Origin of the sequence: Nitrococcus mobilis Nb-231, assembly GCF_000153205.1 — a bacterium.
In the GTDB taxonomy this organism is placed as follows: domain Bacteria; phylum Pseudomonadota; class Gammaproteobacteria; order Nitrococcales; family Nitrococcaceae; genus Nitrococcus; species Nitrococcus mobilis.
The window spans coordinates 1,410,342-1,434,500 of sequence record NZ_CH672427.1 but is presented as its reverse complement, the minus strand read 5'-3'; the positions used below and the strand labels follow the sequence as shown (position 1 = coordinate 1,434,500).

Below are 24,159 nucleotides of genomic sequence, written 5' to 3'. Positions count from 1 at the left end.
AACGCAACCGCGGCGATTTGATCATCCTCTGTACAGACGGGCTCACTGGCGAGTTGGCGGACAATGAGATCCAGCAGCAGCTCGCACAAGCCACTCACGACCCGGAACACACGGCGCAACTGTTGGTGCGCTGCGCCGTAGACAGAGGGGGCAACGACAATGTCTCAGTCGTAGTTTTGCAGCTCTAATCGCGCGCAGCGTCTGGTCTTCGCCCTTATTTTCGATGGCCCTCGTCTATCATCGTACCCGGAGCGCGCAGTGCCTTCAGCGCCGTTACGCGCGCCAGCTGGGTTACTGTCGATCGGACAACGTTGCTTGCACCCAAGCTATGATGCAAAGGTACAGCGGTAGCAATGGGCGGGTAGAAAGTTCCGCAGTACGAACCCCCGCTCGACCGCATCGAAAGTCCGCTCCAGATGCGGGCGCACACGGTCGGAGAACTGATAGACCAAAAATTCGCCGCTCGGGTTCAAGTGCTTACGCGTCTGCTGCAGGACATTGTCACGCACCGTTGACGGCATGGTGCTGAAAGGGATGCCAGAGATCGCGTAGTCCACGCCTTCCCAAGCACGCTCTTGCAGTGCTCGACCCAAGTCTGCCGCCGACATTTTAACAACCTCCAGCCGCGGGTCCTTCACCTCTCTGTGAAGATAGGTTACGAACTCCGGATTCAGCTCTAAGGCCAATAGCCGCGCATCAGGGGCCATGTGGGCGAGCAGTCTTTTGGTAATCGTGCCAACGCCCGGACCGTATTCAACGATGTGCTTTGCCCTCGACCAATCGATCGGCCGCAAAAGCCGCTCGATGAGATGGCTCGAGCTGGGGATGAGCGAGCCCAATAGACCTGGGTGCTTGAAAAAATTGCTGGCGAAAAGCCATTGCCCGTTAAGGTACTTGTTCACACTCTCCTCCTATTTGCTTAACTGAACATAATTATAGTAGCCAAGTGGCCGGTTTTGATTAGGATCAAGACCGCGCACGTTAGAACGCTAGCATCGTGTCTCTCAGGGCATGCGTGCCCCTTAGAACTCACCCGTCACCACCCACGAGTCGGCTGCCCAGTAACATGAGCCATTGATAGGGCGACACTGCTACTTCCTAGCTAAACCAGCTCGAAATTACAACCGATACACTTTATACTCAGCGCGTGTTCGCCAGGGGACAGGTTGTAACCAAAACCATCTGGTCAATTAGCCCCACCTCGAAATAGAAACAGCCTCCGCTGGGATTCAGCACCATCTAACAAATTAGCGTCGGGGAACCATTAGGGCGTGCGGTTTACAATCAAAGGCACACATGCCGCCAACGTTCATCCGCTTGCGAAAACCCCAGGCCATCCTTGGCAGAGATCTCTTCGCCTTGAAGCAGCCTCGTTGCTGGCTGCGTTTGCCTGGATTTTATCCTGCTTCTCACCCTTGTCGGAATCGAACTTTTCCTGAGCCTCTGAAGCTAACTGTATTTAGCCGGAAATTTTAGCTCGAATTGGGCTCTTAGATATACCGCCCTTAGATACAGCGACATTTCGATCAGCAGGAACAGCAATACGAAGTATTGACCGTGGATCAAAACCCACTGGAAGAGCTGGCCGAACAAGAACGTCAGATAGGCTTCGAAATGCTGAATAAAGCCCTAAATGAAAGCATAGAACATACCGAAGGTAAAGTTCCGGACCCATTATGAAACATGGTAGGTGAAAACGCCTTCGCACCAGCCTAGGGATTTGACGAGCAGATAAGCTCGCAGTAACTCGATGAGCCCAACCAACACAAACATGGTGAACACATAAAGCCAGACCAGCAGGCAGATCATGACTGGGATGGTGCCGCTCACAACGAGCCGCTAGCCCGGTGATTTACACCGCCCCATGGAAAATGCAGTTTATAGTATCCTAGTCGTTGGCCAGCGTCCAACCTTACCCTTTTACCGCCAATAGCGCTGCACGATCAGCACCATGCTGAAGACGTAGAAAGCGGTGCCTAGCAACAATCAGAACCGTGGCAACCTCGGCATAGAGCGCACGTGAGAAATCGGCGCTGAGCCCGAGGAAACATCGGTTGATTATAGAGCACAGATCAGAGGCAATCAGCACAAGCGGCTGCGTGCTCACAGTGGAGAGCAGGATCACGCCGCGGGTTTGCAGCCGCCCGTGACAGGCGCGCATGGCCTTTAAGCCATAGACTACCAAACGCATGAACCAGACCCACAGCAACAGCGCGATAAGCCCCAGCATCGCCTTCACTGTCATGGACAGTCCTTGACGCCGACCATCTCCATTCTCGCCAGCACCACTGTGCCGGCGACCCACGTTCCGATCCCGAAACGGCCGATCGGAGATTCCGTGTGGACATGCAGTGTCCCCTTGAAGAAATCGATCAGATAAGCACACCCGTAAATAGCCAGATCACGGATAATAAGAGTACCAGCGGTTCGCTCAAGAGCGCAGCAAGCCCCGGTATCCGCTGTAATGCGGCCAGTCCAAAAATTCCGATTGCTATGACGATACCGCCGCCGGCGGTCGGGATAGGCGCCTTGCGCATGATCGTTAGGCGCATGATGGCCACGAGCACGATCAATACCAATACTACTAGGCAGACGAGGCAAACAGTTAGTGATGAACTAAACATGATGCCCTGGAGAGCTGCGGTTGAGGTTATGCAACGATTGTTAAATTCATTCGCAGCCAGCGATGAACTGCCACGACTGCAGATGCAGCACGGGGTTCGTAGCTCGTTTCAATCAATCAAAAGCTTACGTAAAAATTCAGCAGCTTCTCATTAAGCCCGGGCAAGAAGACATTGAAGAGAGTGGTTCGTTGCTTACCATCAACAATAAGCGCTTGATAATTTTGCATTTAATGCACGACCGTAATCTTACCTCCGCCACCCCGCACACATTACGCCCGGACTTAATGAGAAGTTAAAAAATTTAGTATGGACCAACAAAGGCCCCGCTGGTTGATGGTCACTTCATATAGCACAGCATCATAGCGAGTCAATAATGATTAGCACACTCCAGCCGCCCGCTTCACCTCCATATGGCAGACGACATCCTCGATTGCCCTAAGGCTTATCGGCCTCCGCCTCGATAGCCGCCAATCCCGCGCGCGCACAGCGCTCGTCCAGATGACCGCCGGGAGCTCCACCGACGCCGATGCCGCCGATAAACTCACCATCGATACGGATCGGCAGTCCGCCTGCAAGAATGAGGATCGAGGCATTCATATCCCGTAGCGCCTGGAGTTCGGGATGCTCGACAATCAGGGTGGCAAACTTGGCCGTGGGTTCACGCAAACTCGCCGCGGTATAGGCCTTATGGCGGCTGCTGTCCACCGTATGCGGTCCGGCCCCATCCGCTCGCGCAAACGCCTTGAGAACCCCGTTGCGGTTGACGAGCGCCGCGCTGACACGGTAGCCGTCTGCACTGCAAGCGCTCACCGCGGCCAGCACCGCCTTGTGGGCGAGCTCCAGCGGCAACACGGGCATCGTGGGCAGCGGCTTAGCAAGGGCAGCTCCGGCGATCGCCAACAGCGTAAACAGCAGGCCACACAGCCCGCAGGGGCTGGTAATGCGAGTGAGACGGGTGCAATTCGTGTCCGACATCGGCGTTTTCTCCTTTGTATTGGTCATGGCTTTATCTTCGTCAGGTAGTGCTCATTGCCCAATGCGATCCCAACTATAGCCGCAATCCCCGCTGGCGCGGGATCCACACGATCGCGTCCACTGTGTCCACTGTCGATCACGAAGCCGCCGGCGCAGACGGTTCGTCGATGAGCGCCCGGGTGAGCCGATCACGAAACTGCCGGATCCGCTCGGCGTTCTTGCCGAGATCGTTGACCCCGACCCGCGAGACCGAGCGGATGTCCACCCGGACGCCCGGCCCAGCGGCACGAACGCGAATCACGACATCGTCCTTGAATCCGAACCAAAAGGTGGTGGCCGTCGCCTCGATGCGCCCTGCCTGCGGCGCGGCTGCAGCAATTCCCCAGCCCATACCCTTGGCCACATCAAGCGCGGCCGCAAAGGCTTGTTTAGGGCTCACCGGCAAGTGCAGGGGCTGGATATCCGGATAGGCCTGCTGCTGCGCGCGCGCGACGCTTGGCCCACCGTAGACAGCGGAATTGGGCGCCTTTTGGCGCACGTGCAAAAGGGCATGGAAAACGGGCGGTTGCGCAGTATCGGTGGTAATGTCATGAATGGAGGGCACGCTGCGGGCTTGCTGCAACAGCGCCCAGGGCAATCCGAAGCTCGCCGCCCCGACTAACAGCCCAATCAAGGCGAACCCGGCCCACAGCGCCCACCGAACTCGACCGATAAAGAGCAACGGCAAAGCCAGCAGGCTAACAAAACCTCCGACCAACCCGACGAGCGCGCCCCAGCGCAGCAAAGTGAATGCCGGGCCGAGCTCCAACAGTTGCCCGCGATACCCCGGGCCCGGTAACAAAACGAGCGCCGCGCCGAGCAAGGCAAGCCCCAGTCCTAGCCCGGCGAACCAGCGCCCAACCCACGGCGTGCCGCCGGCTGCTCGCACTTGGGGGGAGTTGTTTTCGCCCATAGCATCTCCGGTTCAACGCACGCCAGTTGTTTTCGCCGGGTGCCACCGCCCGGACGACACCTCGTACGTATAACCCACAGCAGTAAGTTTTGCGCGTTGCTCAGCCGTTCCGGCGATAGCGTTCAGCCCACGGGATAGAGCCATGAGAGTACTGCCGAGACCGTCGACACCGCCAGTGTGGTCGAAACCAGCACAGCCGTCGAGATCGGCCCGGCATGGAGCTGATAGCGCTGGGCCAACACGTAGACATTGGCACCCGTTGGCAAAGCGGCCTGGGTTATGGCGACCGCCGCCCAAAGCGGCGGCAGGTGGAAGACGAACAATGCCGCGCCGCCTACCAGCAGCGGATGGACGACCAGCTTCATGAGACTCAGAAATCCAGTCTCGATGGCACCCTCACGGATCGGCTGACTGGCCAAAGTCGCACCCAACGCAAAGAGCGCGCAAGGGCCGGCGGAATCGGCGAGCAAACCCGCGTAGGCAAACAATGAAGCGGGAAGCGTAACCGCACTCAGGTGCAGCGCTAGCCCTAGGAGACTGGCGACGATGATCGGATTGCGCAGCAAACCGTAGCCGACCGCACGCAGCAGCAGCAGCGCGGGTCCACCGCGGCCCGTGCCCTGATCCGCTTCGATGATCGCAGTGGCGAGACCCAGCATGAGCACACCGTCGCCGATCACGATGAGCATCGCCGGCAGTGCCGCCTCACCCCCATAGGCTGAGATGACCAGCGGCAGCCCGACGAACCCGACGTTAGAGAAAGTCGCCCCCAAGCCCTGTAGAGCACCCACCGCATTCGAAACGCCAAACAACCGACGCCCCAGCATGAAGGTCGCGGCAAAAAGCAGCAGACCGGCACTATAATTAGGTGCCAACCAGCGCCAGAGCCGCATCGGCCGAGGCCGCAGGCGCTTGCGATACCTTCACTAGAAGCAACGCTGGCAACGCGAAATAAAAGACGAAGGCATTGAGGCCCACCACGGCACCGGCGTTCAGTAACCGGCTGCGCCCGGCCCCGTAGCCGGTGAAAATCACGGCGAAAAACGGTAAAGCGATATCGACGACCGCAGCCATAGACTCCGCTGGCTGGACAAGGGAAACGCAAGTCCATCACACTCGCGTGCCGGCGGCAAGCAAACTCATGATAACCCTCGCCGCCGGCCAACCTTTGCGGGCCGAGCTCAGCCGCACGCCTGAGCTTGTCGGATAAATGTTACGAGTGTCGCAAAGACTTCCCCTCGGTGCCGCAAACCGGCGCAGAGTGACTCGCTTAGCGATCAGAGCCTGCGCTGCTGGGCGAGTGTCCACAGTGCCTGGGTGAGGCCATCTGTCACGGCGGCGAGACGGCTGTAGTCCACCTTCTCTGGAGTATCCTGCGCAGTGTGGTAGTAGGTGTAGCGGTAAAACGCCGTATCGGTAACCATCACCGCACGATAACCCCGGCGCCAAAATGAAAGATGATCACTCCAAGCCACCCCGGGGATCATGGCCAGGGTGGCGATATGCTCCGCCGGGAAATCGGTGGCGGCCCGAAACGCCCGCACCAGGCGTTTCAAGGCCGGTCGTGACCGCAAGTTCGATACGAAAGCGATGAAGTTACCCTGCTCCGGAAAGAAATAGCGCAACAATGGCGGATAAGCCTGCGAGCCGGGTCGATCGCGGTAACAGCCCATGGTTTCCAAAGAGATCATCAAGCGAATATTCTCGCCCCGGGAGCGGGCGCGGCTTGCATAACGCAGGCTGCCCTGATCTCGGGTAAGAAAAAACGGCGATTCCTCGTTGGCGAAAGCAACGAAGCGTAGCTCGCCGGGCAACCGCGCTGCGGCATAGCGCCGGGAGATCTCGAGCAGGGTGGCCACACCGGTCGCATTGTCGTTGGCCCCGGGGCTGCCGGGCACGGTGTCGTAGTGTGCACCCACCAGCAAGATCCGCCCATCGGGCCGGCACCCGGCTGGCATGACCTCAAGATTGGCACAGGACACCCCGCGCGTCATGTAGGTCTGCTCGGCAACCGTATAACCTTGATCTTGCCAGCACGCCCGCAGATACGCCTGCGTTGCCTCCAGCGCCTCCGGGCGATGCACATTACGCTCACCAATCTCGCCCGCCAACTGCATGACATGGCGGCGCAGCCACACCACCCCCTCACCCCGGGGTGTGTCGCAAGGCCCTACTACAATCATCGGCGCAGCCGCGTCCGCCCCCGAACCAAGTCGCCTAATCACGACGGACCTCGCTTTGCGCTCGCGCCCGTGGCACTCGGTGACATAGAACCGCCTAGGCCTCCTCTTCCAGCGGCTTAAATTCAGTGGCGAGGCGCTGCTGGATATGGCCCGGCACCGGCTCGTAGTGACTGAACTGCAAGCGGTAATTACCCTCGCCACCGGTCATGGCCTTGAGCTTGGAGGGGAAATCCTCGAGCTCGGCCAAGGGCGCCAAGGCCTGCAGGGTGATGTGCTCGCTGTGGCTTTGCGTATCCTGTATCCGACCGCGGCGAGCGGCGATATCCCCCGTAATATCGCCCATGGCCGCACTCGGGGCATCGATCACCAGCTCCGCGAGCGGCTCCAGCACGATAGGATGCGCCTTATGCACGGCATCCAGGAAAGCCTTGCGACCGGCGATGACAAAGGCGATCTCCTTGGAGTCCACCGGGTGCGTCTTGCCGTCGTAGACCGTGACTTGGATATCCTGCATTGGATAGCCGGCGACCGCCCCATCGCTCAACGCCTGCCGGGCGCCCTTCTCCACGGCCGGAACGAGCGAGCCGGGTATGGCTCCCCCGCGGATTTCGTTGACGAATTCAAAGCCGGCTCCTCGCGGCAGCGGCGCGATCCGCAGGAACACCTCGCCGAACTGCCCGGCCCCGCCGGTCTGTTTCTTGTGTCGGCAGTGCCCTTCCGCAGCCGCGGTGATGGTCTCGCGATAGGCGATCGAAGGCGGCTTGGTCTTCACCTCCAAATTGTACCGCTGCTGCATCCTCTCCAAAGTCAGATGCAAATGCCGCTCACCCAAAGCCCAAAGCACCGTTTCATGGGTGGCCCGGTTCTGCTCGATGCGCAGCCCCGGATCCTCCTCGGCCAACTTGGCCAGCACCTCGGAGAGCTTCTGCTCATCGCCATGGCGCGCGGCCTGTACCGCAGCGCCGAATACCGGCGTGGGGAACGCCATAGGGTGCAGACGGATATGATCCTCATCGTGAGAGTCATGTAGCACGGCATCGAAGTGAATCTCCTCCACCTTGGCCACGGCGCAGATATCCCCTGGAATACAGCGGTCCACTTCGTTGCGTTCCTTGCCGCGGAGCTTGAACAGGTTGCCGGTTTTGAACGGCTTACGGGCATCGCCCACGTAGAGGCGACTGTCGCGGGTGACCGTGCCCTGATGCATCCGGAATACCGCGAGCTTGCCCATGAAGGGATCGTGCTCGATTTTGACCACGTGCGCTAATACGTGCTGATCCGGATCGGGCTCGGCGTGGTATTCGCGCGCGCCGCCCTCGTCCTCGCGGATGAACGGCGGTGGGTTGCCCTCCAAGGGATTGGGCATAAGCTGTGCGACGATATTCAATAGCTCGGCGAGCCCCGCTCCACTCTTCGCCGAGACGAAGCAGATCGGCACCAGATGCCCTTCGCGCAAAGCGGCTTCGAACGGCTCGTGCAACTGCTGCGGATTGAGCTCCTGACCCTGCTCGAGATAGAGCGCCATCAACTCCTCGTCGACCTCCACCACCTGATCGACCAACGCGTCGTGCGCGGCCTCGACCGTAGAGAAATCCGCCTCTCCAGCCGGAGTGAAAAAACAGTCCGCCACTGCGGCGCCGCCCTTTGACGGCAGGTTCAGCGCCAGGCACTCCGGCCCGAAGATCGCGCGGATCTCCTCCAGCAGCCGCTGCAGATCGAGCCCTTCGGCATCGGTCCGATTGATGATGATAAGCCGGCACAGGCCGCGTTCACCGGCCATCTGCATCATCTGCCGGGCAGTGTTCTCGATCCCCGCCTGAGCGTTGATCACCACCGCTACGGTTTCCACCGCCGGCAAGACGGCCAAAGCCTGCCCCAGAAAGTCGGGCGAGCCGGGAGTGTCGATGAGATTGATGTGAGTGCCTTTCCAGTCCAGGCTCACGATCGAGGCGCTGATGGAGTGGTGGATGGACTTTTCCAGGGGATCGGCGTCACTGACCGTCGTCCCCCGCTCCACGCTGCCGGGGCTGGCCACGGCACCTGCCGCGACCAGCAGGGATTCGATCAGGGTGGTCTTCCCCGCCCCGGCGTGCCCAACCAGGGCAATGTTGCGGACATTCTCGGTGGCATAATCGGGCATAGTGTAATCTCCGGGCTAGCAAAGAGCCGAACTACACGGTTTTTTAGCTCCCCCTACCACAGACCTGCGGCCCACGGTTTCTTAAACTCTTAAACTAATGAGAACCAAGCAACCCAGTGCGCGATCGACTACCGTTTACGCTCCTTACAGCGACCCTCAAATGGTTCAGGGCTTTGTTTGCACCGATTGCACGCACGCCGTGCGTCGCCCACGCCTGCAAGCACGCAATCGATTTTCCAACGTGTCCTCATACTTAAGATAGAACTTGATCAGAGGCTTTGCCTTCCCGCCCTAAGCCCAACGTGGTACTGCACCACAAGATCAAGAACCAGTTGACAGTTTGCGGCCCCGTGCCGTAACCGAGGAATTTTTAGAACATGCAAGCCGAACAGCACACTTCGGAGACCCAACGCGGACTGCGGCTGGCGCTCGGTGCGGTGGCAGCCGGTGCGGCCGCCGGTGCGGCACTGGCGTCCGATCTGCCACCGGCGGCTTGCTGGACCGCGGCGATCACCGGGCTGTGCGCGACCTGGTGGGTACTCGAACCAATCCCGATACCGGCGACCTCACTCATCCCGTTCGCGGCCTTCCCGCTCGCTGGGGTGGTCGATCACGCGCGGATCGCCCAAGCTTACGGACACACGCTCGTCCTGCTTCTGCTCGGCGGCTTCATGTTATCCAAGGCGGTCGAAAAGAGTCGGCTACACCGCCGGCTGGCGCTCGGCATGGTGCGCGTATGTGGGGGTGGCGGTCGGCGGCTGGTTCTCGGGTTCATGTTCGCGAGCTGGGTCTGTAGCATGTGGATCTCGAACACCGCCACCACCCTAATGCTGCTGCCGGTCGCACTTGCGGTGCTGGAGAGCCGCGAGGCCAAGCCGACCGCGGTTCCGCTCCTACTCGGACTCGCCTACGCGGCCAGCATCGGCGGTATGGCCACGCCGATCGGCACGCCCCCGAACGTAATCTTCATGGCTGTTTACGAGCAGGCCACCGGCGAGACGGTGCATTTTCTGGAGTGGATGACGATCGGCCTGCCGGCAGCCGCGCTACTCCTGCCGATCGCATGGCTCTGGGTGACCCGCTCTTTGGGCGGAACCCCGGCGCCGACGATCCCGCACCTGGGGCCGTGGCGCGCCCCCGAAGCGCGCGTATTGGTGGTCTTCGGCCTCACGGCGGCCGCCTGGATTTTTCGCACCGAACCGTTCGGCGGCTGGAGTGGCCTGTTCGGCGTCGGGACTGCCTCGGACAGCACGGTCGCGATGGCCGCGGTCGTGGTGTTGTTCCTGCTGCCGGACGGCGAAGGCGGACAGCTCCTGGATTGGAAGACCGCGCGCACGATCCCGTGGGGACTGCTGATCCTGTTCGGCGGCGGCATCGCCATCTCGACCGCCTTCGAGGCCTCAGGGCTGTCGAGCACCCTCGGCGAGGCGCTCGGCGGGGTTGCGACCTGGCCGCTGGTTGCGGTGATCCTGATCTTGTGCCTGGCGGTCACGTTCATGACCGAGGTGACCAGCAACACCGCGACCACCAACCTCCTCATGCCGGTGCTGGCCTCCGCTGCGATCGGTGCCGGCCTCGCGCCCGAGCGACTCATGCTCCCGGCGGCGCTGAGCGCGAGCTGCGCATTCATGCTGCCGGTGGCCACCGCTCCGAACGCCATCGTCGCCGGAAGCGGCTACGTGCACACCGCCGACATGGCCCGCGAGGGAGCCGTGCTCAACGTTCTAGGAGCCATGACGCTCACGGCGGTGTGCTCGCTGCTCTTGTGAGCAGCCGTGCGCAGCAACCCGGTTGGTGCCCAGCGCCCTCTCAACCGGAATGAAGATGAGACGGAAGAAAAATCAATGCCTTATCGACCAGGTTAGTAACTTCTCATTAAGGCCGGGCGTAATGTGTGCGGGGTGGCGGAGGTAAGATTACGGTCGTGCATTAAATGCAAAATTATCAAGCGCTTATTGTTGATGGTAAGCAACGAACCACTCTCTTCAATGTCTTCTTGCCCGGACTTAATGAGAAGTTACCCAGGTTACGGCAAATGCCGAGATCGGCGGGTTTCTCAAGTTTTTCAGGCTGTGAACGATACCCTGACAATACGCGAATAACTCGAGATAGGGCTTGGGATACGCTTGGGTAAACCCGGCATCGACTTCAAGTATGCAGGCTGACCGGGGGTGTCGGCGCACAGCACGGCGGCACTCCAAGACCGCGTCGACACGCTGTTCTCCAGCATAGACAGATCACTGGCGATGGCCTTTTTCGTTGCGGGTGCGGGTGCGTATGCCTACGTCTATTTCGAGCGCAGTGGGGACAGCACTACCTTGTGGTGGCGTGCAGCGATGGCGGCGACTTTCTCAACCAACGCCAGGTCGAACTGATCCAGGGTTTTCTTTTGAGCAAACTGGTCAGCGGCGAAGAGTTTCGTGCGATGCTACAGGCAACAGCCTCGTCGCCCGGCCAACCCAAGGCCACAGGTATCTGATTGCACGCCCCTAGAACCTGCCTCCCGGATGATCGAGGCGTGCTGCGCGAGGTGGACCTTCGGGACAGTTAATGGGTTGTCGTGAGGGGGTGAGCCAGCTATGGGCAACGCAACTGAACAACACGCGGAACTCTTCAACGACAGCTACGAACGCTGCATCGACAACCCAAACCCACCCGGATTCCTGCAGCGCTTTTACAAAGTCTTTCTGTCCTCGTCCGAGGAAGTTGCGGAGAAGTTCAAGAACACCGACTTCGAAAAACAGACTCGAGTGCTTAAAGCCTCCTTGTACTACCTGATGTTGAGCTGCAACGGGTCACCAGAAGCGATGGCGCATCTACGACGCATTGCGTGTCTTCACAGTAGAAAACAGCTCGACATTCGCCCCGAACTGTATGACCTCTGGCTAGCCAGCTTACTCCAGGCCGCGCGGGAATATGATCCGCGTTTCGATCAACAAACGGAAACGGCCTGGCGGCAAGTGCTTAGCCATGGAATCGACTTTATGAAATCCAGGTATTGAGGGAGGATAACTCGGAGGCCTTGCATTGCGCCGCACAGGGTGACTAATGTAGATGAGTTATCGAAGCTGTGTCGGCCACTGGGTCGATTATCGGAAGTGCGGCCATGAAAGGGGTCGTATTCAATCTGCTGGAAGAGATCGTCACCGCACAGTATGGCCTGTCGGCGTGGGACGAACTGCTGGAGAAGACGCAGCTCGACGGGGCCTATACATCGCTGGGCAGTTATCCGGACGCCGATTTTCTGAAGCTCGTGGCGACGGCAGGGGCTACTTTTGGCAAGTCGAACGATGAAATCGTGCGCTGGTTTGGTCGCGGCGCACTCTCGCTATTGGCGGAACGCTATCCGCACTTTCTCATGCCGCACACTCAAACGCGTGCGTTCTTGCTCACGCTGAACGACATCATCCACCCCGAGGTGCGCAAGATTTATCCGGGCGCGGACGTGCCTGTCTTCGATTTCGACACGTCTAAAAAGAGCAGTCTTGCGATTGGCTACAACTCGGCACGCAAGCTGTGCGCGTTCGCTGAGGGTATGATTGAGGGAGCGGCGGCCCACTACGGCGAACAGGTCGAAATCGCTCAGCCCCAATGCATGAAACGCGGCGATGAGCGGTGCCTTTTGGTGTGTTCGTTCAAACCGGCCACCCGGGAATAGCACCATGACCCGCTCGACGGAACCCGATGCAGCTTGGCAAAAACGCTACGAACGAGAGCGCAAAGCACGGTTGGAAGCCGAAGCCATCGCCGAAAAATCCACCCGCGAGCTCTACGAGCGGATCCAAGATTTAAAGAAAGCCGGTGAAGAGCTGCGACATGCTAAGGAAGCGGCGCAAGCGGCCAGCGTGGCCAAAGGCAACTTCCTAGCCAACATGAGCCACGAAATTCGCACGCCGATGAACGCCATCATCGGCATGACCGAGTTGGTGCTCGACACCGATTTGACGGACACCCAACGCGAGTACCTCGCCATGGTGCGCGAGGCCGGCAATTCTCTGCTGTCCCTGTTGAACGACATACTCGACTTTTCCAAGATCGAAGCGGGCAAGCTGGAACTCGAGTCCCACGTGTTCGGCTTGCGCGAACGCCTGGGCGATGCCATGAAATCGTTGGCATTCCGCGCCCACGGGAAGGGCATCGAGCTGGCCTGTCACGTCCATCCCGAGGTGCCGGACGCGCTTTTGGGCGACGCCTCGCGATTGCGGCAGATCGTAGTCAATCTGGTCGGCAACGCGATCAAATTCACCACCCAAGGCGAGGTGGTGCTCGACGTAGCCTACGAGTCGCCGACGAACAACGCGGCGAACCTTCACTTCACGGTTACCGACACCGGCATTGGCATTCCCACCGATAAGCTGGAGAGCATCTTCGACTCATTCGAACAGGCTGATATGTCAACGACGCGCCAGTTCGGCGGCACGGGCTTAGGGCTAGCCATCTCCTCGCGGCTGGTCAAATTGATGGGGGGGCGCATATGGGCCGAGAGCGAACTGGGGTGCGGCAGTGACTTCCATTTCACCATGAAGTTTTCGCTGGCGGCCGAGCGGCCGGCCGAAGCGCAGCCGCTCGAAGCCGTCTTCCCGGACAATGTGCGCGCTCTGATCGTCGACGACAATGCCACGAATCGTCTGATTCTCAACGAGATGTTGGGCAATTGGGGCATGCAGGCGACCTCGGTTGCCGCCGTGGCTGAAGGACTTGCGGCGCTGCGCACGGCTTACGCTGCGAGACGGCCATTTCGCCTCGTAATTACCGACTGCCATATGCCCGGCGAAGATGGTTTTGACCTGGCTGAAAAGATCAAACAGGACGGCCAACTCTCGGACATCCAGTTGGTCATGCTCACCTCCGGCAGCGAACCAGGCGACATTGCGCATTGCGAACAATTAGGAGTTGTCGCGCACTTACTCAAACCGGTTAAGCAATCGGAACTGTTTGACGCCATCGGCTCGGCGCTTGGCCTGCAGGTAGCCGAAGAAGAGGCGCCGCTCGACGAGGTGCAACAACTCAAAGCGTTGCGAATCCTCCTTGCCGAAGACAGCATCGTCAATCAAAAGTTGGCCCTCGCCTTGCTAAAAAAGCATGGCCACGACGTCGTGGTTGCCAATAACGGCAAAGAGGCTGTGGCCGTCTTCGATCGGGATCGCTTCGATCTCGTGCTGATGGATGTACAAATGCCGGAGATGGATGGCTTGGAAGCAACTGCAGCGGTTCGGGCGAAAGAAGCCAACAGCGATCGACACGTGCCCATCATCGCGCTGACGGCTCATGCCATGAAAGGAGACCGCGAACAGTGCCTGGAGGCCGGAATGGACGGCTACGTCAGCAAACCCATTCGTGCCCCGGAGCTGTTTAACACCATAGCCGCGCTCATTGCCACTGCAGCGCCGACCCAGGCCGACGAAACGGTTCCCACAGAGGAGGGGCAGACCAAAGCCGAGCGGGCAATTTCCGCCGACGAGCTCATCGATTGGTCGGCGGCCCTGAAAACGGCGCAAGGCAACCAAGATTTTCTGAAAGAGCTGGTGCAACTCTTACTCGATGAGTCTGCCAAGATGCTCGTCGAAATTCACGCCGCCATCGAGGAGCAGGAGGCGAAGACCCTGCAGCGCGCGGCCCATACGCTCAAGAGCTCCATGAAGGCCGTGGGAGCAAGCTCTGTAGCGCAAATCGCGGAACGCCTCGAAATCATCGGGCGCGAGAATCAACTGGCTGGCGCTGACGAAGTAGCCACATTGCTGCATCAGCGGTTCGATCGGCTCGAGATCGAACTGCGCGCCTTCCTCGCCGGGAAAAAGACGGTCGGTTAGGGAAAGAGGCCCCGCAGCCGTTTCGCGCTCTCCACGCGGTGAAGCGCCTCGATCATGGCGGCGGTACGCATGTCGACCTTCTTCTCCTGGACGCGCTGCAAAGTACGGCGAAAAGCGTTGGTCAAGATGTCGCGCAGCCGCGCATTGACCTCCTCCAGAGGCCACATGAGGTTCTGCAGGCCCTGCACCCACTCGAAATAAGAGACGATGACCCCGCCGGCATTGCCTAGGATGTCTGGGAGCACGAAGATACCGCGTTCGCTCAATATCTCGTCCGCCTCCAGCGTCGTGGGGCCATTGGCGCCTTCCGCCAGGATCCTGCAAGCGAGCTGCCCGACGTTTTCCGCAGTGATCTGATTTTGCAGCGCGCAGGGGGCAAGGATGTCGCAGGGCAGCGCCAACATCTCGCGGTTACCGATTTCCTCCCCGAAGGGGCTGCCGGCGAGAAGCTGGTGCTCGCGCACGTAGTCCCGCAGCTCGGCGATCGGCAATCCGGCCGGATTATAGATCGCTGTGCTCACGTCGCTCACCGCCACCACCTTAACCCCGCACTCGGCGAGGAAAGCCGCGGCATGCATGCCCACGTTACCAAAACCCTGCACCACGGCCGTGGACTTAGCAAGGTCGACAGCGAGATGCCGGCAGGCCTCCTCGATCAGATACACCAACCCGCGCCCCGTTGCCTCGTTGCGCCCGAGCGAACCGCCGAGGACGATCGGCTTGCCTGTCACCACCGAGGGCACGGAGTAGCCGACATGTTGGCTATAAGTGTCCATTATCCAGGCCATAACCTGCTCGCTCGTCCCCATGTCGGGGGCCGGGATGTCCTTGTCGGGACCGATAATGCCGATGAACTCCAAGGCATAACGCCGCGTTAGTCGCTGCAGTTCCCCGCTGGTCAGCCCGCTCGGGTCAATCCGCACCCCACCCTTGGCGCCACCGAAGGGTAGGTTCATGAGGGCGCATTTCCAGGTCATCCACATGGACAGCGCCGCGACCTCACCGAGATTGACATCCTGATGGTAGCGGATGCCGCCCTTGGTCGGCCCCATGGCAAGCACGTGCTGCACACGATAGGCAAAGACCGTTTCCACTTGTGCTTGCTCATCCCGCCTAAATGGCAACGTAGCGATCTGGGAGCGCTCGGGAAACAACAACCGTTGGCGGATGTTGTCATCGAGGCCAACGATGTGGGCGGCCTTAAGAAATTGCTGCTGGGCAAGACGGAACATAGCCGAGGACCATTCGGCGCCTCGCGCACGGGTCCGCTCGATGGCATACCGAATAGAGCGGATCAGGGATGTCTCATTGATTCGCTCCTTAAGTAGAAAATCTTGCGCGCCGCTTTCGACCGCTTTGCCGGCCAGGCTCACGTCGTCGAGCGCACTTTGAATAACGATTGGGATATCAAGCGCCTGGGCACGAATACGATAGAAGGTATCGAGCGCCTCGCTGTCTGGAAGCATAAGGTCCAGCAGTACGACGTCAATGCCACCGGGGGCGAGACGCTGGAGCGCGGCCGCCAGGTGGTCGACCGCCACCACCTCGAAGACAGGCCGCTTCGACTGGCTCAGCAACCGCTGTATCAGCCGGGTGTAAAGTGGATTGTCCTCGACCAGCAGCACGGTGACAGGTTTGTCGGCCATAACGGCTTACTCCGTGGGCAACCTGCAGCTATCAATAATAATAGTGCTTCCGCCGTCGGCCACCGCCTCGGCCAGTTTGAAAATGACCCACACACCGTGAGCGACACCTGGTTGCCAGGGTCCGGATGATTGCGCGCCGCCGTAGCACGCAACGGTATCCGGCCGGACACCGTATAAGAAATGCTTCATAGAATGAATTTACAAATGACTCGTATTACTGATAAATTTAGCATTTGCTACTACTTTTTTACATATAAAAAAACACGTTCTGCGGAACGCCAAATTCCTAAAAGAACTGATTAAAGGGGAGGAGTGATGGTTGCATGTGACACCCCGCGAACCGGCATGAAAATGGCGGGTCGATTCGCGCTCGTTCTGCCGTTCACGATCGGAACCGCACAATCCGTTAGGCTGTCATCAACGATCGACGATAGCCATTTCACACCGCTGCAGTCGTTGGGGAAAAAGCTGTTCTTCGATACCTCTCTGTCCACGCCGAACGGCCAGTCCTGTTCATCGTGTCATACCCCCGCGAATGCCTTCACCGATCCGGACAAATCAGTACCCACACCGGCCGGAGTCAATCCGCAACTGTTCGGCAATCGCAACACGCCAACCATCATGTACATGGCCTACATACAGCCCACCGCTGCACTACAACGCCGATGACGACACCAATGTCGGGGGGCAATTCTGGGATGGTCGGGCCGATTCGCTGGAGAGTCAGGCCAAACAGCCGCTGCTCAATCCGCTGGAAATGGCCAATCCCAGCGAGGCGGCGGTGATTGACGCGGTACAAAAAGGGTCGAGTGCGGAGTTGTTCAAATCAGTCTTCGGTATAGATGCCTTCGCGAATACCGAGACCGCCTACGACAATCTGGTTCATGCCCTAGCGAGCTTTGAGCGCACCGCCGGCTTTGCTCCATTCAGCTCGAAATACGATGCCTATCTCGCCGGGAAAACCGAACTGACCCCTGACGAGCTGGCTGGCCTACAGCTATTCGACGATCCGGAGAAGGGCAACTGCGCGGCTTGTCACAGCAGCACGCCGCCGGCTGATAGCCCCCCCGTTATTCACCGACTTCACCTATGACAACATCGGTATCCCAAAGAACCCCGCCAACCCATTTTATACACTACCCGCCCAGTACAACCCTGACGGATCAGCGGTGGTGGATGTCGGCCTAGGCAAGACCACCGGCGACCCGGACACGAACGGTCAGTTCAAAGTCAGCACGCTGCGCAATATTTCACTGACCGGGCCTTATGGCCATAACGGCTACTTCAATACGCTTGAGCAAATCGTCGACTTCTACAATACCAGTGACGTCAAACCGGAATGCGACGATCCGCTGACCAGCGCCGCACTGGCAATAAAACTTGGCTGCTGGCCCGTAGCCGAGTACGTACCCACGGTCAACCACGACGAACTTGGCAATCTCGGCCTCACCGACGAGGAAGTGAACAATATCGTCACTTTCTTGGGGACACTCGAGGACGGTTGGAGTGGAGCACGGGTGACCTCGGTGGGAGAGCCTTCAACGCTCGCGATGATCATGCTGGGTCTATTCAGCTTGCGCCTTGTATACCGCTTCCCGAGACAGCGCAGCGGGCCGGGAGATGCCCTATAGGGTTTGCTCCAACTCCGTGGCCGCGAATAAATACCAACGGATGATCGCGCAGTTCGCTCTTGAACGTCTATCGAAACCAATGCTCGGGGTACTTATCGGCCAGATAGAGAACAATTACCACCGACTCCATGAGTATCAAATCGCCATCAGTAAGCGCCGGTACTTTGCCGGCTAGGTTGATCTTAAGAAAATCCGCATGCCGGTGTTCGACCGCCACAAGATCGACGGTTACAGAGTCGAGATCTACGCCTAACTTTTAAAGCGTCCGTCGCACCCATAGTGAGTGAGTGAGAAACAAATTGATATGATTACATAATGAACTCCAGGTTGGTTCCTCAAACGCCACCCTCGTGACGCAACTCATCACAGGCTACCCTACTCCGCCTTTCCAGACGTTTTTACGAGTACGCTAGCAACAGCGGAAACACCCTAGATCAAGCGAGTTTGGCCGAGGAAGTGATGCGGGGTCGCGCCAGCGAGTTACAAACTATTGCTCAGGCGTCACGCTCGGGGAAGGTCGAATTACAGCCTGTCTATATACGCATAACGACAAGCTTTCCGGCAACAAGTGCAAGTTCGCGCTTTAGGATACAGCCACCCGTCTGGAACGCACCGTGAACACGGTAACTGGTGTCGCCTACGAGCATCGGAGCGATATCGAAACTTTGCGCGCCAACGTAAAGGCGCGCAAAGTCGGGTTGCACAGTGCCTGGAGGACAAGCCCAACAAGCTAAGCGCTCCGTGCACACAGGCAGGCACGAGCTCGGTCTCAAGTAGGCGAAGGCACTTGGGCAACAAATACCCGCTCCATTGTGCTCCTCGCGGATAAGGTTAGGGGCAAGGGTTTTGCAATCGAGCTCGCTCCAGCTAGGGAGCATCCCCCTCCGTGCCTGCGTAGCTCAGAATCACTGAACTCTGCCGGTGAAGGTCAGGAAACAGGTTTCTCGAGGTGCCCCCCATAGTAGACTGAGATACGATAGCTATAGCAGTATGGCGACGTCAGCTAGTGGCTTACGAAGTTTCCGCTACGATATGGCTCCGTGGCCGCGCAACGAGCGTGAGCAGCCTACAAGTCATCTTCGTGGACTGTAGCCATGTAGCTGTATCGCATATCACTAGATAGAATATAGAATTATTCCCAGCAAATTTCTAAAAAGGGAGGCGACTATGCCGAGCAAACAAGAAGCGGCTGAACAGAGCATGAAATATGCAGTCGACCTGGTCTTCTGCATCGATAAGACAAGTAGCATGGTGCCGCTAATCAGACGAGTAAAGGAAAACGCTTTAAAATTCCATGAAGATCTCTCGGCTCGAATGGAGGAAATGAATAAGCGCATCGACGAGCTACGCATTCGGGTCGTAGCGTTTGGCGACATATACGCTGACGGAGACGATTGGCTGGAAGAATCTGATTTTTTTAACTTGCCAGATCAAATTGACGAGTACAAGAATTTCGTTACCGACATCAATGCCAAAGGAGGTGGAGACGATCCGGAAAATGGCTTAGAAGGATTGGCGCTAAGTTTACAATCTGATTGGACGAAAGGGGGCGACAGGAGGCGACATGTTATTGTTGTTTGGACTGACACTAGCGCACATAAACTAGAACGTGCTATAGACGAGCAGCCAGAAAATTATCCGAAAGGAATGCCTAAATCCTTTGATGAACTAACGGATCAATGGGACAGCCCGGAGATTGATGCAAGTGCGCGCCGCCTGATTCTATTTGCACCGGATGAATACCCTTGGTCTGACATCGCCGCTCATTGGGAAGAGGTCGTACACTTCACTTCAAAGGGTGGCGATGGACTTGGGGAGATGGATTACAGTTTTATAATGAATATGCTAGCCCATAGCATATAAGCTCACGGCTGCGTCATAGCTCTGCGGTTGCTGGCTCTTTAATTTGCTGCTGCGACAGCGGATTGGAAGTCCCTGGCATTTAATCGAAACAGTTAAAGTTAGAAGACTGCTTTGTGACCCATATGTTACCAAAAATAAATAAAATTTTGATGAGGCGAAAATCAGCCTTTCTCTAAATGAGGGCGAAATGTTATGTCACTTGCTAATTCTGTTGGCGGTAGAGATACGCAGCGCAAGGTAAACCCAACAAGCGATAGAGGAAATAGCTCTATATCAACCGTGTCAATATGGAGCGAGAAAATAAAGGGAAAAGGTGAAGATGGACCGCCTCTAATTTTACTTTCTGAAGATTACTCATTCGGAATAATTGCCGTTTCTGATGGGGTTGGTGGCGCGGGCAGTCGCCCAGTATGTATTGATGGTGAACAAGCATCTGGAGCTAGAGTAGCAGCGATGAAGCTACTTGAAATTACCCTTGCTTTTTTTAAAAAATCTTGGCTACAGGACTCGTATAACGTTGATATAATGGAAGGGCCAGGTAATATCATGGATGATAAAAAAACCACCCAACCCCGTCATTCAGAGAAGACATCCATTGATGCTGATATTCATTCAGCATCACATGAACGCATGAGCCATTCCAGCTTCACTAACCTTTCAGCTAATGAGGAGAAAACAAGACTGCATCGAATGAGAAAGCATCAATCTACTATGCAGCTAAAGCCATACTTACCTGCAAGCGTTGGCAACTGTTCAGCGTATATACTAGATGGGGCTGTATGCGGGCCCAATGTGAGCCGACATATAGAGCTCCTCGGTAAGGCGATTGACGGCGCCTTCGAGAAAATGAACCATGGTATCGCTAAAACACAATCCAGCAGCCGATTAAAGACCAAGATCCAGCGCAACCTACCTTCAACTTTGGCTGGATGGGTTTACCGCACCACGCCGGAAAGAGAAATAACTGCATTCTGGGCTGGAGACTCGCGATGCTATGTCCTGCGCAATGACGGCCTCCATCAGGTTTCGCAAGATGATGCAAAGGGCGATTTTGACGCGTTCGAAGCAATTTGGGCCGATCCGCCATTAACAAATTACATTAGCGAAAAGGTTCCAAATAATATTAAGCAAAAGCGTTTACTATGTGATTATCAGACACTTTTAATTTGCGCAAGCGACGGCGCCTTCAATTATCAGCCGACCCCGATGGAATTCGAGTTCGTCGTTTTAAGAAGCCTCATGTCCTCAAAAAACATGCAAGCATGGGCGGATGACCTGGCCGAGCGCCTGCAGGCCTCAGCAGGCGATGATGTATCCATAGTTCTTCATCCGCTTGGTTTTGATAGTTTCGACGACCTGAAGGCACTTTATAAAAGACGCTTAGATGAACTAAAGGAGCAATTTATTGCACCCTTGGAAGCACTTAAAGACAAGCGCGCGCAGCTGGAGAAAGAACTCGCCTCTCTCAAGGCTGAAGAAAAGCAAAAGACGAAAGAGGCATGGGACCAGTATCGAGTAACATACGAGCAATACCTGCATGAAGGTAATTTGATATGAGAGCAGGTGAGTTTATCAGTGGCTATCGGTTATCCAGCGACGGCACTACAGTTAATGGTGGACGCTGCGTATGGGCGTTTTGCACAAAGAACGGTAAAGAGTTCTTTATAAAACAGTTTCTTTCACCGAAATATCCAGTTCCAGGAGAAGCGCCAGGTTCTGAGGAAAGGAAGCGCAAACTTAAAGAAAAATGCGAGCGCTTTGAGCAACAGCAAAATCGGGTTATGAATGAATTCAGGCAGCGCGTTTACACTGGTGGAAATTTAACTGTTCCAATAGAATTTGTTCGGGTCGGTTCGTTTTATTATAAAATTGCACCAAAAATAGATACTAGCTTAGTTGATATAGATGATATTGCGAAACTACCATTGAATAGGAGATTTTTAATTGCTAAAACAGCTACGCGCTGTTTGAGAACACTGCACAATATGCGCATTGCACACGGAGATCTAAAGCCTAGCAATATACTGATAAATAAAACAGAAATGGGCCACTTTGTTGCAAAATTAATAGACTTTGATGACAGCTTTTTCGAAGGAGAAATAAATGAAAATCCTGAAGAAGTTGTCGGCGATTTCGTTTATTACTCGCCCGAAATGCTTCGTTACATAAAAGAAGGGGGCGATGACTTAAGGGCTAGCGTGACCTGCAAATCGGATATATTTGCATTGGGCATTATTTACTATCAGTATTTTTCTGGGCGACTTCCAGCATTCAATAAATCCAAATACCGCTATTTAGCTGTGTCCGTACTTGATGGGAAGCGCCCAGGCTTGGGCAGGCTGCGCCTGAGAAACAAAAAACTAACTAGACTAATAGCGGAAATGCTGTCAACCAATCCGAATGACCGTCCTTCGGCGATGGAAATTTTAGACGAACTAAAAGATATTGACCATGGCGGACTAGAACGGGGTAGCACGACACGACACAGCTATACCGGGCAGCTAAAAGGAACACTGATAACCAAAACAAAGGCACCTCCTCCCTCTGAATCTCGCAATTTGATTTCAGGTACTGGTATTAAGTCTGCCATGTCAAAATGGCTAAAGAATAAACTGGCACCTAAACAAAATGGTTGATATGACCGTTGATTAATGGTATCGCCTGCCAAGGAGAAATTGGGTGTGAGGAGAGCTCTTTTGTAGTTCGAACACTGGAACCAAGCTATCGCTCCCGGCACAACGGCCTCCCGCTACAAAGCGTCACCGGGGCTTAACCCGCAGATCGAGCGCTTCGCATCTCAGGGATTCACATGGGTCACCGACCAGCCATCCGCGGTCTTTTGATAGCACACCCGTTGTTGCGGATAGCGCCAGCTTTTCTTCCACAGCTCGATCCGTTCCGGCGCGAGGCAATAGCCGCACCAGTGATGCGGTTTCGGCACCTCCCGCTGGAAGTCAAATCGCTGGCGATACTCCGCTAGCCGCTGTTCGAACTGCTCCCGCGATTCCAGCGACTCGATTTGGCCGGAAGCCCACGCCGCCAGCTGGTTGTCTCGCCCCCGCATGGCCCAGTAGATGGCAGCCTCCTCATCCCCGAGCAACCATGCGGTCCCCTCCACCTGGATCTGCCGTGCCAGGGGTTGGCTGTAAAGGCATACGGCCGCACGTGGATTAGCCGCCAGTTGGATTGCCTTACGGCTATGGCAGCTAGTAAAAAACACCAGTCCGCTGTCGACGACCGCTTGCAGATAAACAGTGCGTACAGAAGGCTGCCCCGCCGCATCGACCGTGGCCAAGCTCATGACCATGGGATCGGGAAGAGCCATCTGCCTGGCCTCTTCGACCATATCCCGAATCGCCTTGAGCGCTTGCTTGTAAAGGTCCATCCCACCTCCCGGAGCGGACCCGCCCGGACATAGACCGAAAATGCATCTTTTTATCAACTTAACAGATTGGCGGATGGTCGTGTTGATGCAGATCAACGATTCCCGGTCCGCAGACGCGCCCAGGGCAGCGGATTGGAGACTACCCCATGTGGGGTAGTCTTATTCAGGCAGCGCCGAAAGAGGCGCGCAGCCACGCACCGACCACATAGGCTAAAAGCGCGGCCGCCCCCCCCATGATCAGCGTTTCCAGACCGCCGCGTAATGCCGCACGTTCGAGGTAGTGCCCCTTGATGCAGCCAATCAACAAAAAGGCTACGCCCGTTGCGGCCGCACTCAGCGGAAATAGCGCCGAGCTCGAAAGTTCCGACACGAGGTAAGGAAATGCGATATAGGGGGTCAACGGGATCAGGCCTATTGCAAGGAAAGCGAAGAAGGTGACCAGCGCGGCCCGCAAAGGGCTGGGCATGCGCAGTTGCATGCCGTGTTCCTCCGTAAGCATGGTGTTTACCCACAGTTCTTCGTCACTGGCGATGGTATCGACGATGGCTTCCAGAGTAGCCCCTGCAAAGCCCTTGCCCCGATAAATTTGGCGGATCTCCTCGCGTTCGCCGTCGGGAACGAGCCGGATGTGTTGCTGCTCGATGCGGCGAATCTTCTCGACCATCTGGCGCTGACTTTTAGCGCTCTGGTAGTTGCTGACAGCCATACTGAAACCATCCGCGAACAAATTAGCAAAGCCCAGAATAACGACCACCATGGCCGAAAAGCCGCCGCCGGCCGCACCCGCGACGATCGCGAAGGTGGTCACACCACCGTCAATGCCGCCCAATACGGCGTCGCCTATGTAACTCGGGTGCTGCTGATCCTGCAGGCGCCGGCGGATGGCGGCCGGTTGATGTTCGGCTTGCAGGTTTCGAGTAGTGGGGTGCTCGTTCATAGTCCTTTCCAAA

26 protein-coding genes and 1 pseudogene are annotated in these 24,159 nt (G+C 57.0%); 13 read left to right on the top strand and 14 right to left on the bottom strand.

Annotated elements, in window-relative coordinates; genetic code table 11:
* Positions 1 to 188 (top strand): PP2C family protein-serine/threonine phosphatase (locus NB231_RS06605; protein ID WP_005000795.1); only part of this gene is annotated, 188 nt, incomplete at its 5' end.
* A 138-nt stretch (positions 189 to 326) separates the two neighbouring features.
* Here the strand turns inward: NB231_RS06605 and NB231_RS06600 are convergent.
* Complete coding sequence (locus NB231_RS06600; protein ID WP_005000794.1) at positions 327 to 902, bottom strand: class I SAM-dependent methyltransferase; 576 nt, start codon at positions 900 to 902, stop codon at positions 327 to 329.
* Between the two features lie 649 nt (positions 903 to 1,551).
* Here NB231_RS06600 and NB231_RS20010 point away from each other — a divergent pair.
* Positions 1,552 to 1,680 carry a hypothetical protein gene (locus NB231_RS20010; RefSeq protein ID WP_269593389.1) on the top strand — a complete coding sequence of 43 codons (129 nt, stop codon included), beginning with the start codon at positions 1,552 to 1,554 and terminating at the stop codon, positions 1,678 to 1,680.
* Here NB231_RS20010 and NB231_RS18430 read toward each other — a convergent pair.
* The 9 genes from NB231_RS18430 to fusA all read right to left on the bottom strand — a co-directional run bounded on the left by NB231_RS18430 (position 1,675) and on the right by fusA (position 8,874).
* The gene (locus NB231_RS18430) at positions 1,675 to 1,830 is read right to left on the bottom strand and encodes a hypothetical protein (protein ID WP_005000792.1); all 156 of its coding nucleotides are present in this window, start codon (positions 1,828 to 1,830) and stop codon (positions 1,675 to 1,677) included. The genes NB231_RS20010 and NB231_RS18430 overlap by 6 nt on opposite strands.
* A gap of 82 nt (positions 1,831 to 1,912) precedes the next feature.
* A complete protein-coding gene (locus NB231_RS06595) occupies positions 1,913 to 2,245 on the bottom strand; it encodes a hypothetical protein (protein ID WP_005000791.1) in 333 nt (110 codons plus the stop codon).
* Between the two features lie 127 nt (positions 2,246 to 2,372).
* Entirely contained in the window at positions 2,373 to 2,552 is a 180-nt protein-coding gene (locus NB231_RS06590) for a hypothetical protein (protein WP_232210403.1), read from the bottom strand.
* A 507-nt stretch (positions 2,553 to 3,059) separates the two neighbouring features.
* Entirely contained in the window at positions 3,060 to 3,599 is a 540-nt protein-coding gene (locus tag NB231_RS06585) for a GlcG/HbpS family heme-binding protein (protein WP_156776926.1), read from the bottom strand.
* A gap of 136 nt (positions 3,600 to 3,735) precedes the next feature.
* Positions 3,736 to 4,551, bottom strand: coding sequence for a DUF1499 domain-containing protein (locus NB231_RS06580; protein WP_005000782.1), 816 nt, complete (start codon positions 4,549 to 4,551; stop codon positions 3,736 to 3,738).
* A gap of 122 nt (positions 4,552 to 4,673) precedes the next feature.
* Entirely contained in the window at positions 4,674 to 5,426 is a 753-nt protein-coding gene (locus NB231_RS16735) for an AEC family transporter (protein WP_198007251.1), read from the bottom strand.
* Positions 5,416 to 5,625: an AEC family transporter gene (locus NB231_RS06570; protein WP_005000775.1), complete on the bottom strand. Its 210-nt coding sequence runs from the start codon at positions 5,623 to 5,625 to the stop codon at positions 5,416 to 5,418. Before NB231_RS06570 ends, NB231_RS16735 begins: the two co-directional genes overlap by 11 nt.
* A 203-nt stretch (positions 5,626 to 5,828) precedes the next feature.
* Positions 5,829 to 6,734 (bottom strand): M28 family peptidase, encoded by a 906-nt coding sequence (locus tag NB231_RS06565; RefSeq protein WP_156777090.1) that lies wholly within the window; start codon positions 6,732 to 6,734, stop codon positions 5,829 to 5,831.
* Between the two features lie 94 nt (positions 6,735 to 6,828).
* Positions 6,829 to 8,874: an elongation factor G gene (gene fusA / locus NB231_RS06560; RefSeq protein ID WP_005000768.1), complete on the bottom strand. Its 2,046-nt coding sequence runs from the start codon at positions 8,872 to 8,874 to the stop codon at positions 6,829 to 6,831.
* 377 nt (positions 8,875 to 9,251) lie between these two features.
* Here fusA and NB231_RS06555 point away from each other — a divergent pair, with 377 nt between their 5' ends.
* The 5 genes from NB231_RS06555 to NB231_RS06540 all read left to right on the top strand — a co-directional run bounded on the left by NB231_RS06555 (position 9,252) and on the right by NB231_RS06540 (position 14,684).
* Positions 9,252 to 10,643, top strand: a complete 1,392-nt coding sequence (locus NB231_RS06555; RefSeq protein ID WP_005000767.1) for an SLC13 family permease — start codon at positions 9,252 to 9,254, stop codon at positions 10,641 to 10,643.
* A 554-nt stretch (positions 10,644 to 11,197) separates the two neighbouring features.
* The gene (locus NB231_RS19495) at positions 11,198 to 11,353 is read left to right on the top strand and encodes a hypothetical protein (RefSeq protein WP_232210402.1); all 156 of its coding nucleotides are present in this window, start codon (positions 11,198 to 11,200) and stop codon (positions 11,351 to 11,353) included.
* A 100-nt stretch (positions 11,354 to 11,453) separates the two neighbouring features.
* Positions 11,454 to 11,876 (top strand): globin, encoded by a 423-nt coding sequence (locus tag NB231_RS06550; RefSeq protein ID WP_005000760.1) that lies wholly within the window; start codon positions 11,454 to 11,456, stop codon positions 11,874 to 11,876.
* Between the two features lie 104 nt (positions 11,877 to 11,980).
* On the top strand, positions 11,981 to 12,532 hold the full coding sequence (locus NB231_RS06545; protein WP_005000755.1) for a heme NO-binding domain-containing protein: 552 nt from the start codon (positions 11,981 to 11,983) through the stop codon (positions 12,530 to 12,532).
* Between the two features lie 4 nt (positions 12,533 to 12,536).
* Positions 12,537 to 14,684 carry a hybrid sensor histidine kinase/response regulator gene (locus tag NB231_RS06540; RefSeq protein ID WP_005000754.1) on the top strand — a complete coding sequence of 716 codons (2,148 nt, stop codon included), beginning with the start codon at positions 12,537 to 12,539 and terminating at the stop codon, positions 14,682 to 14,684.
* Here NB231_RS06540 and NB231_RS06535 read toward each other — a convergent pair.
* Positions 14,681 to 16,330 carry a Glu/Leu/Phe/Val dehydrogenase dimerization domain-containing protein gene (locus NB231_RS06535; RefSeq protein WP_005000751.1) on the bottom strand — a complete coding sequence of 550 codons (1,650 nt, stop codon included), beginning with the start codon at positions 16,328 to 16,330 and terminating at the stop codon, positions 14,681 to 14,683. The genes NB231_RS06540 and NB231_RS06535 overlap by 4 nt on opposite strands.
* Positions 16,331 to 16,645: 315 nt before the next feature.
* Between NB231_RS06535 and NB231_RS20005 the strand changes: the two genes are divergently transcribed.
* The 3 genes from NB231_RS20005 to NB231_RS18420 all read left to right on the top strand — a co-directional run bounded on the left by NB231_RS20005 (position 16,646) and on the right by NB231_RS18420 (position 17,961).
* A complete protein-coding gene (locus tag NB231_RS20005) occupies positions 16,646 to 16,999 on the top strand; it encodes a cytochrome-c peroxidase (protein WP_084766257.1) in 354 nt (117 codons plus the stop codon).
* On the top strand, positions 16,914 to 17,423 hold the full coding sequence (locus tag NB231_RS19490) for a cytochrome-c peroxidase (protein ID WP_269593432.1): 510 nt from the start codon (positions 16,914 to 16,916) through the stop codon (positions 17,421 to 17,423). Before NB231_RS20005 ends, NB231_RS19490 begins: the two co-directional genes overlap by 86 nt.
* A 76-nt stretch (positions 17,424 to 17,499) precedes the next feature.
* A complete protein-coding gene (locus tag NB231_RS18420) occupies positions 17,500 to 17,961 on the top strand; it encodes a hypothetical protein (RefSeq protein WP_005000747.1) in 462 nt (153 codons plus the stop codon).
* A gap of 67 nt (positions 17,962 to 18,028) precedes the next feature.
* Here the strand turns inward: NB231_RS18420 and NB231_RS17535 are convergent.
* Positions 18,029 to 18,202 (bottom strand): annotated as a pseudogene (locus tag NB231_RS17535) (glutathione S-transferase family protein); the annotation flags it as partial.
* 926 nt (positions 18,203 to 19,128) lie between these two features.
* Here NB231_RS17535 and NB231_RS06510 point away from each other — a divergent pair.
* From NB231_RS06510 to NB231_RS17530, 3 genes are all read left to right on the top strand, one after another.
* Entirely contained in the window at positions 19,129 to 19,824 is a 696-nt protein-coding gene (locus NB231_RS06510) for a vWA domain-containing protein (protein WP_005000745.1), read from the top strand.
* Between the two features lie 192 nt (positions 19,825 to 20,016).
* Positions 20,017 to 21,381: a hypothetical protein gene (locus NB231_RS18415; RefSeq protein ID WP_156776925.1), complete on the top strand. Its 1,365-nt coding sequence runs from the start codon at positions 20,017 to 20,019 to the stop codon at positions 21,379 to 21,381.
* The gene (locus NB231_RS17530; RefSeq protein WP_005000743.1) at positions 21,378 to 22,460 is read left to right on the top strand and encodes a protein kinase domain-containing protein; all 1,083 of its coding nucleotides are present in this window, start codon (positions 21,378 to 21,380) and stop codon (positions 22,458 to 22,460) included. The genes NB231_RS18415 and NB231_RS17530 overlap by 4 nt, the downstream gene beginning before the upstream one ends.
* Before the next feature lie 161 nt (positions 22,461 to 22,621).
* Here NB231_RS17530 and NB231_RS06500 read toward each other — a convergent pair whose 3' ends face one another.
* Both NB231_RS06500 and NB231_RS06495 read right to left on the bottom strand, forming a co-directional pair.
* On the bottom strand, positions 22,622 to 23,209 hold the full coding sequence (locus NB231_RS06500) for a pyridoxine/pyridoxamine 5'-phosphate oxidase (RefSeq protein ID WP_005000742.1): 588 nt from the start codon (positions 23,207 to 23,209) through the stop codon (positions 22,622 to 22,624).
* Between the two features lie 163 nt (positions 23,210 to 23,372).
* Positions 23,373 to 24,038, bottom strand: coding sequence for a VIT1/CCC1 transporter family protein (locus tag NB231_RS06495; protein WP_232210401.1), 666 nt, complete (start codon positions 24,036 to 24,038; stop codon positions 23,373 to 23,375).
* Positions 24,039 to 24,159: the final 121 nt, after the last annotated feature.

Excerpts from the sequence above, each read along its gene's own strand:
- NB231_RS06595 (WP_005000791.1), bottom strand. The coding sequence starts at position 2,245 with ATGACAGTGAAGGCGATGCTGGGGCTTATCGCGCTGTTGCTGTGGGTC.
- NB231_RS06590 (WP_232210403.1), bottom strand. The coding sequence starts at position 2,552 with ATGCGCCTAACGATCATGCGCAAGGCGCCTATCCCGACCGCCGGCGGC.
- NB231_RS06585 (WP_156776926.1), bottom strand. The coding sequence starts at position 3,599 with ATGTCGGACACGAATTGCACCCGTCTCACTCGCATTACCAGCCCCTGC.
- NB231_RS06580 (WP_005000782.1), bottom strand. The coding sequence starts at position 4,551 with ATGGGCGAAAACAACTCCCCCCAAGTGCGAGCAGCCGGCGGCACGCCG.
- NB231_RS06570 (WP_005000775.1), bottom strand. The coding sequence starts at position 5,625 with ATGGCTGCGGTCGTCGATATCGCTTTACCGTTTTTCGCCGTGATTTTC.
- NB231_RS06565 (WP_156777090.1), bottom strand. The coding sequence starts at position 6,734 with ATGATTGTAGTAGGGCCTTGCGACACACCCCGGGGTGAGGGGGTGGTG.
- fusA (WP_005000768.1), bottom strand. The coding sequence starts at position 8,874 with ATGCCCGATTATGCCACCGAGAATGTCCGCAACATTGCCCTGGTTGGG.
- NB231_RS06555 (WP_005000767.1), top strand. The coding sequence starts at position 9,252 with ATGCAAGCCGAACAGCACACTTCGGAGACCCAACGCGGACTGCGGCTG.
- NB231_RS06550 (WP_005000760.1), top strand. The coding sequence starts at position 11,454 with ATGGGCAACGCAACTGAACAACACGCGGAACTCTTCAACGACAGCTAC.
- NB231_RS06545 (WP_005000755.1), top strand. The coding sequence starts at position 11,981 with ATGAAAGGGGTCGTATTCAATCTGCTGGAAGAGATCGTCACCGCACAG.
- NB231_RS06540 (WP_005000754.1), top strand. The coding sequence starts at position 12,537 with ATGACCCGCTCGACGGAACCCGATGCAGCTTGGCAAAAACGCTACGAA.
- NB231_RS06535 (WP_005000751.1), bottom strand. The coding sequence starts at position 16,330 with ATGGCCGACAAACCTGTCACCGTGCTGCTGGTCGAGGACAATCCACTT.
- NB231_RS20005 (WP_084766257.1), top strand. The coding sequence starts at position 16,646 with ATGGTTGCATGTGACACCCCGCGAACCGGCATGAAAATGGCGGGTCGA.
- NB231_RS06510 (WP_005000745.1), top strand. The coding sequence starts at position 19,129 with ATGCCGAGCAAACAAGAAGCGGCTGAACAGAGCATGAAATATGCAGTC.
- NB231_RS18415 (WP_156776925.1), top strand. The coding sequence starts at position 20,017 with ATGTCACTTGCTAATTCTGTTGGCGGTAGAGATACGCAGCGCAAGGTA.
- NB231_RS17530 (WP_005000743.1), top strand. The coding sequence starts at position 21,378 with ATGAGAGCAGGTGAGTTTATCAGTGGCTATCGGTTATCCAGCGACGGC.
- NB231_RS06500 (WP_005000742.1), bottom strand. The coding sequence starts at position 23,209 with ATGGACCTTTACAAGCAAGCGCTCAAGGCGATTCGGGATATGGTCGAA.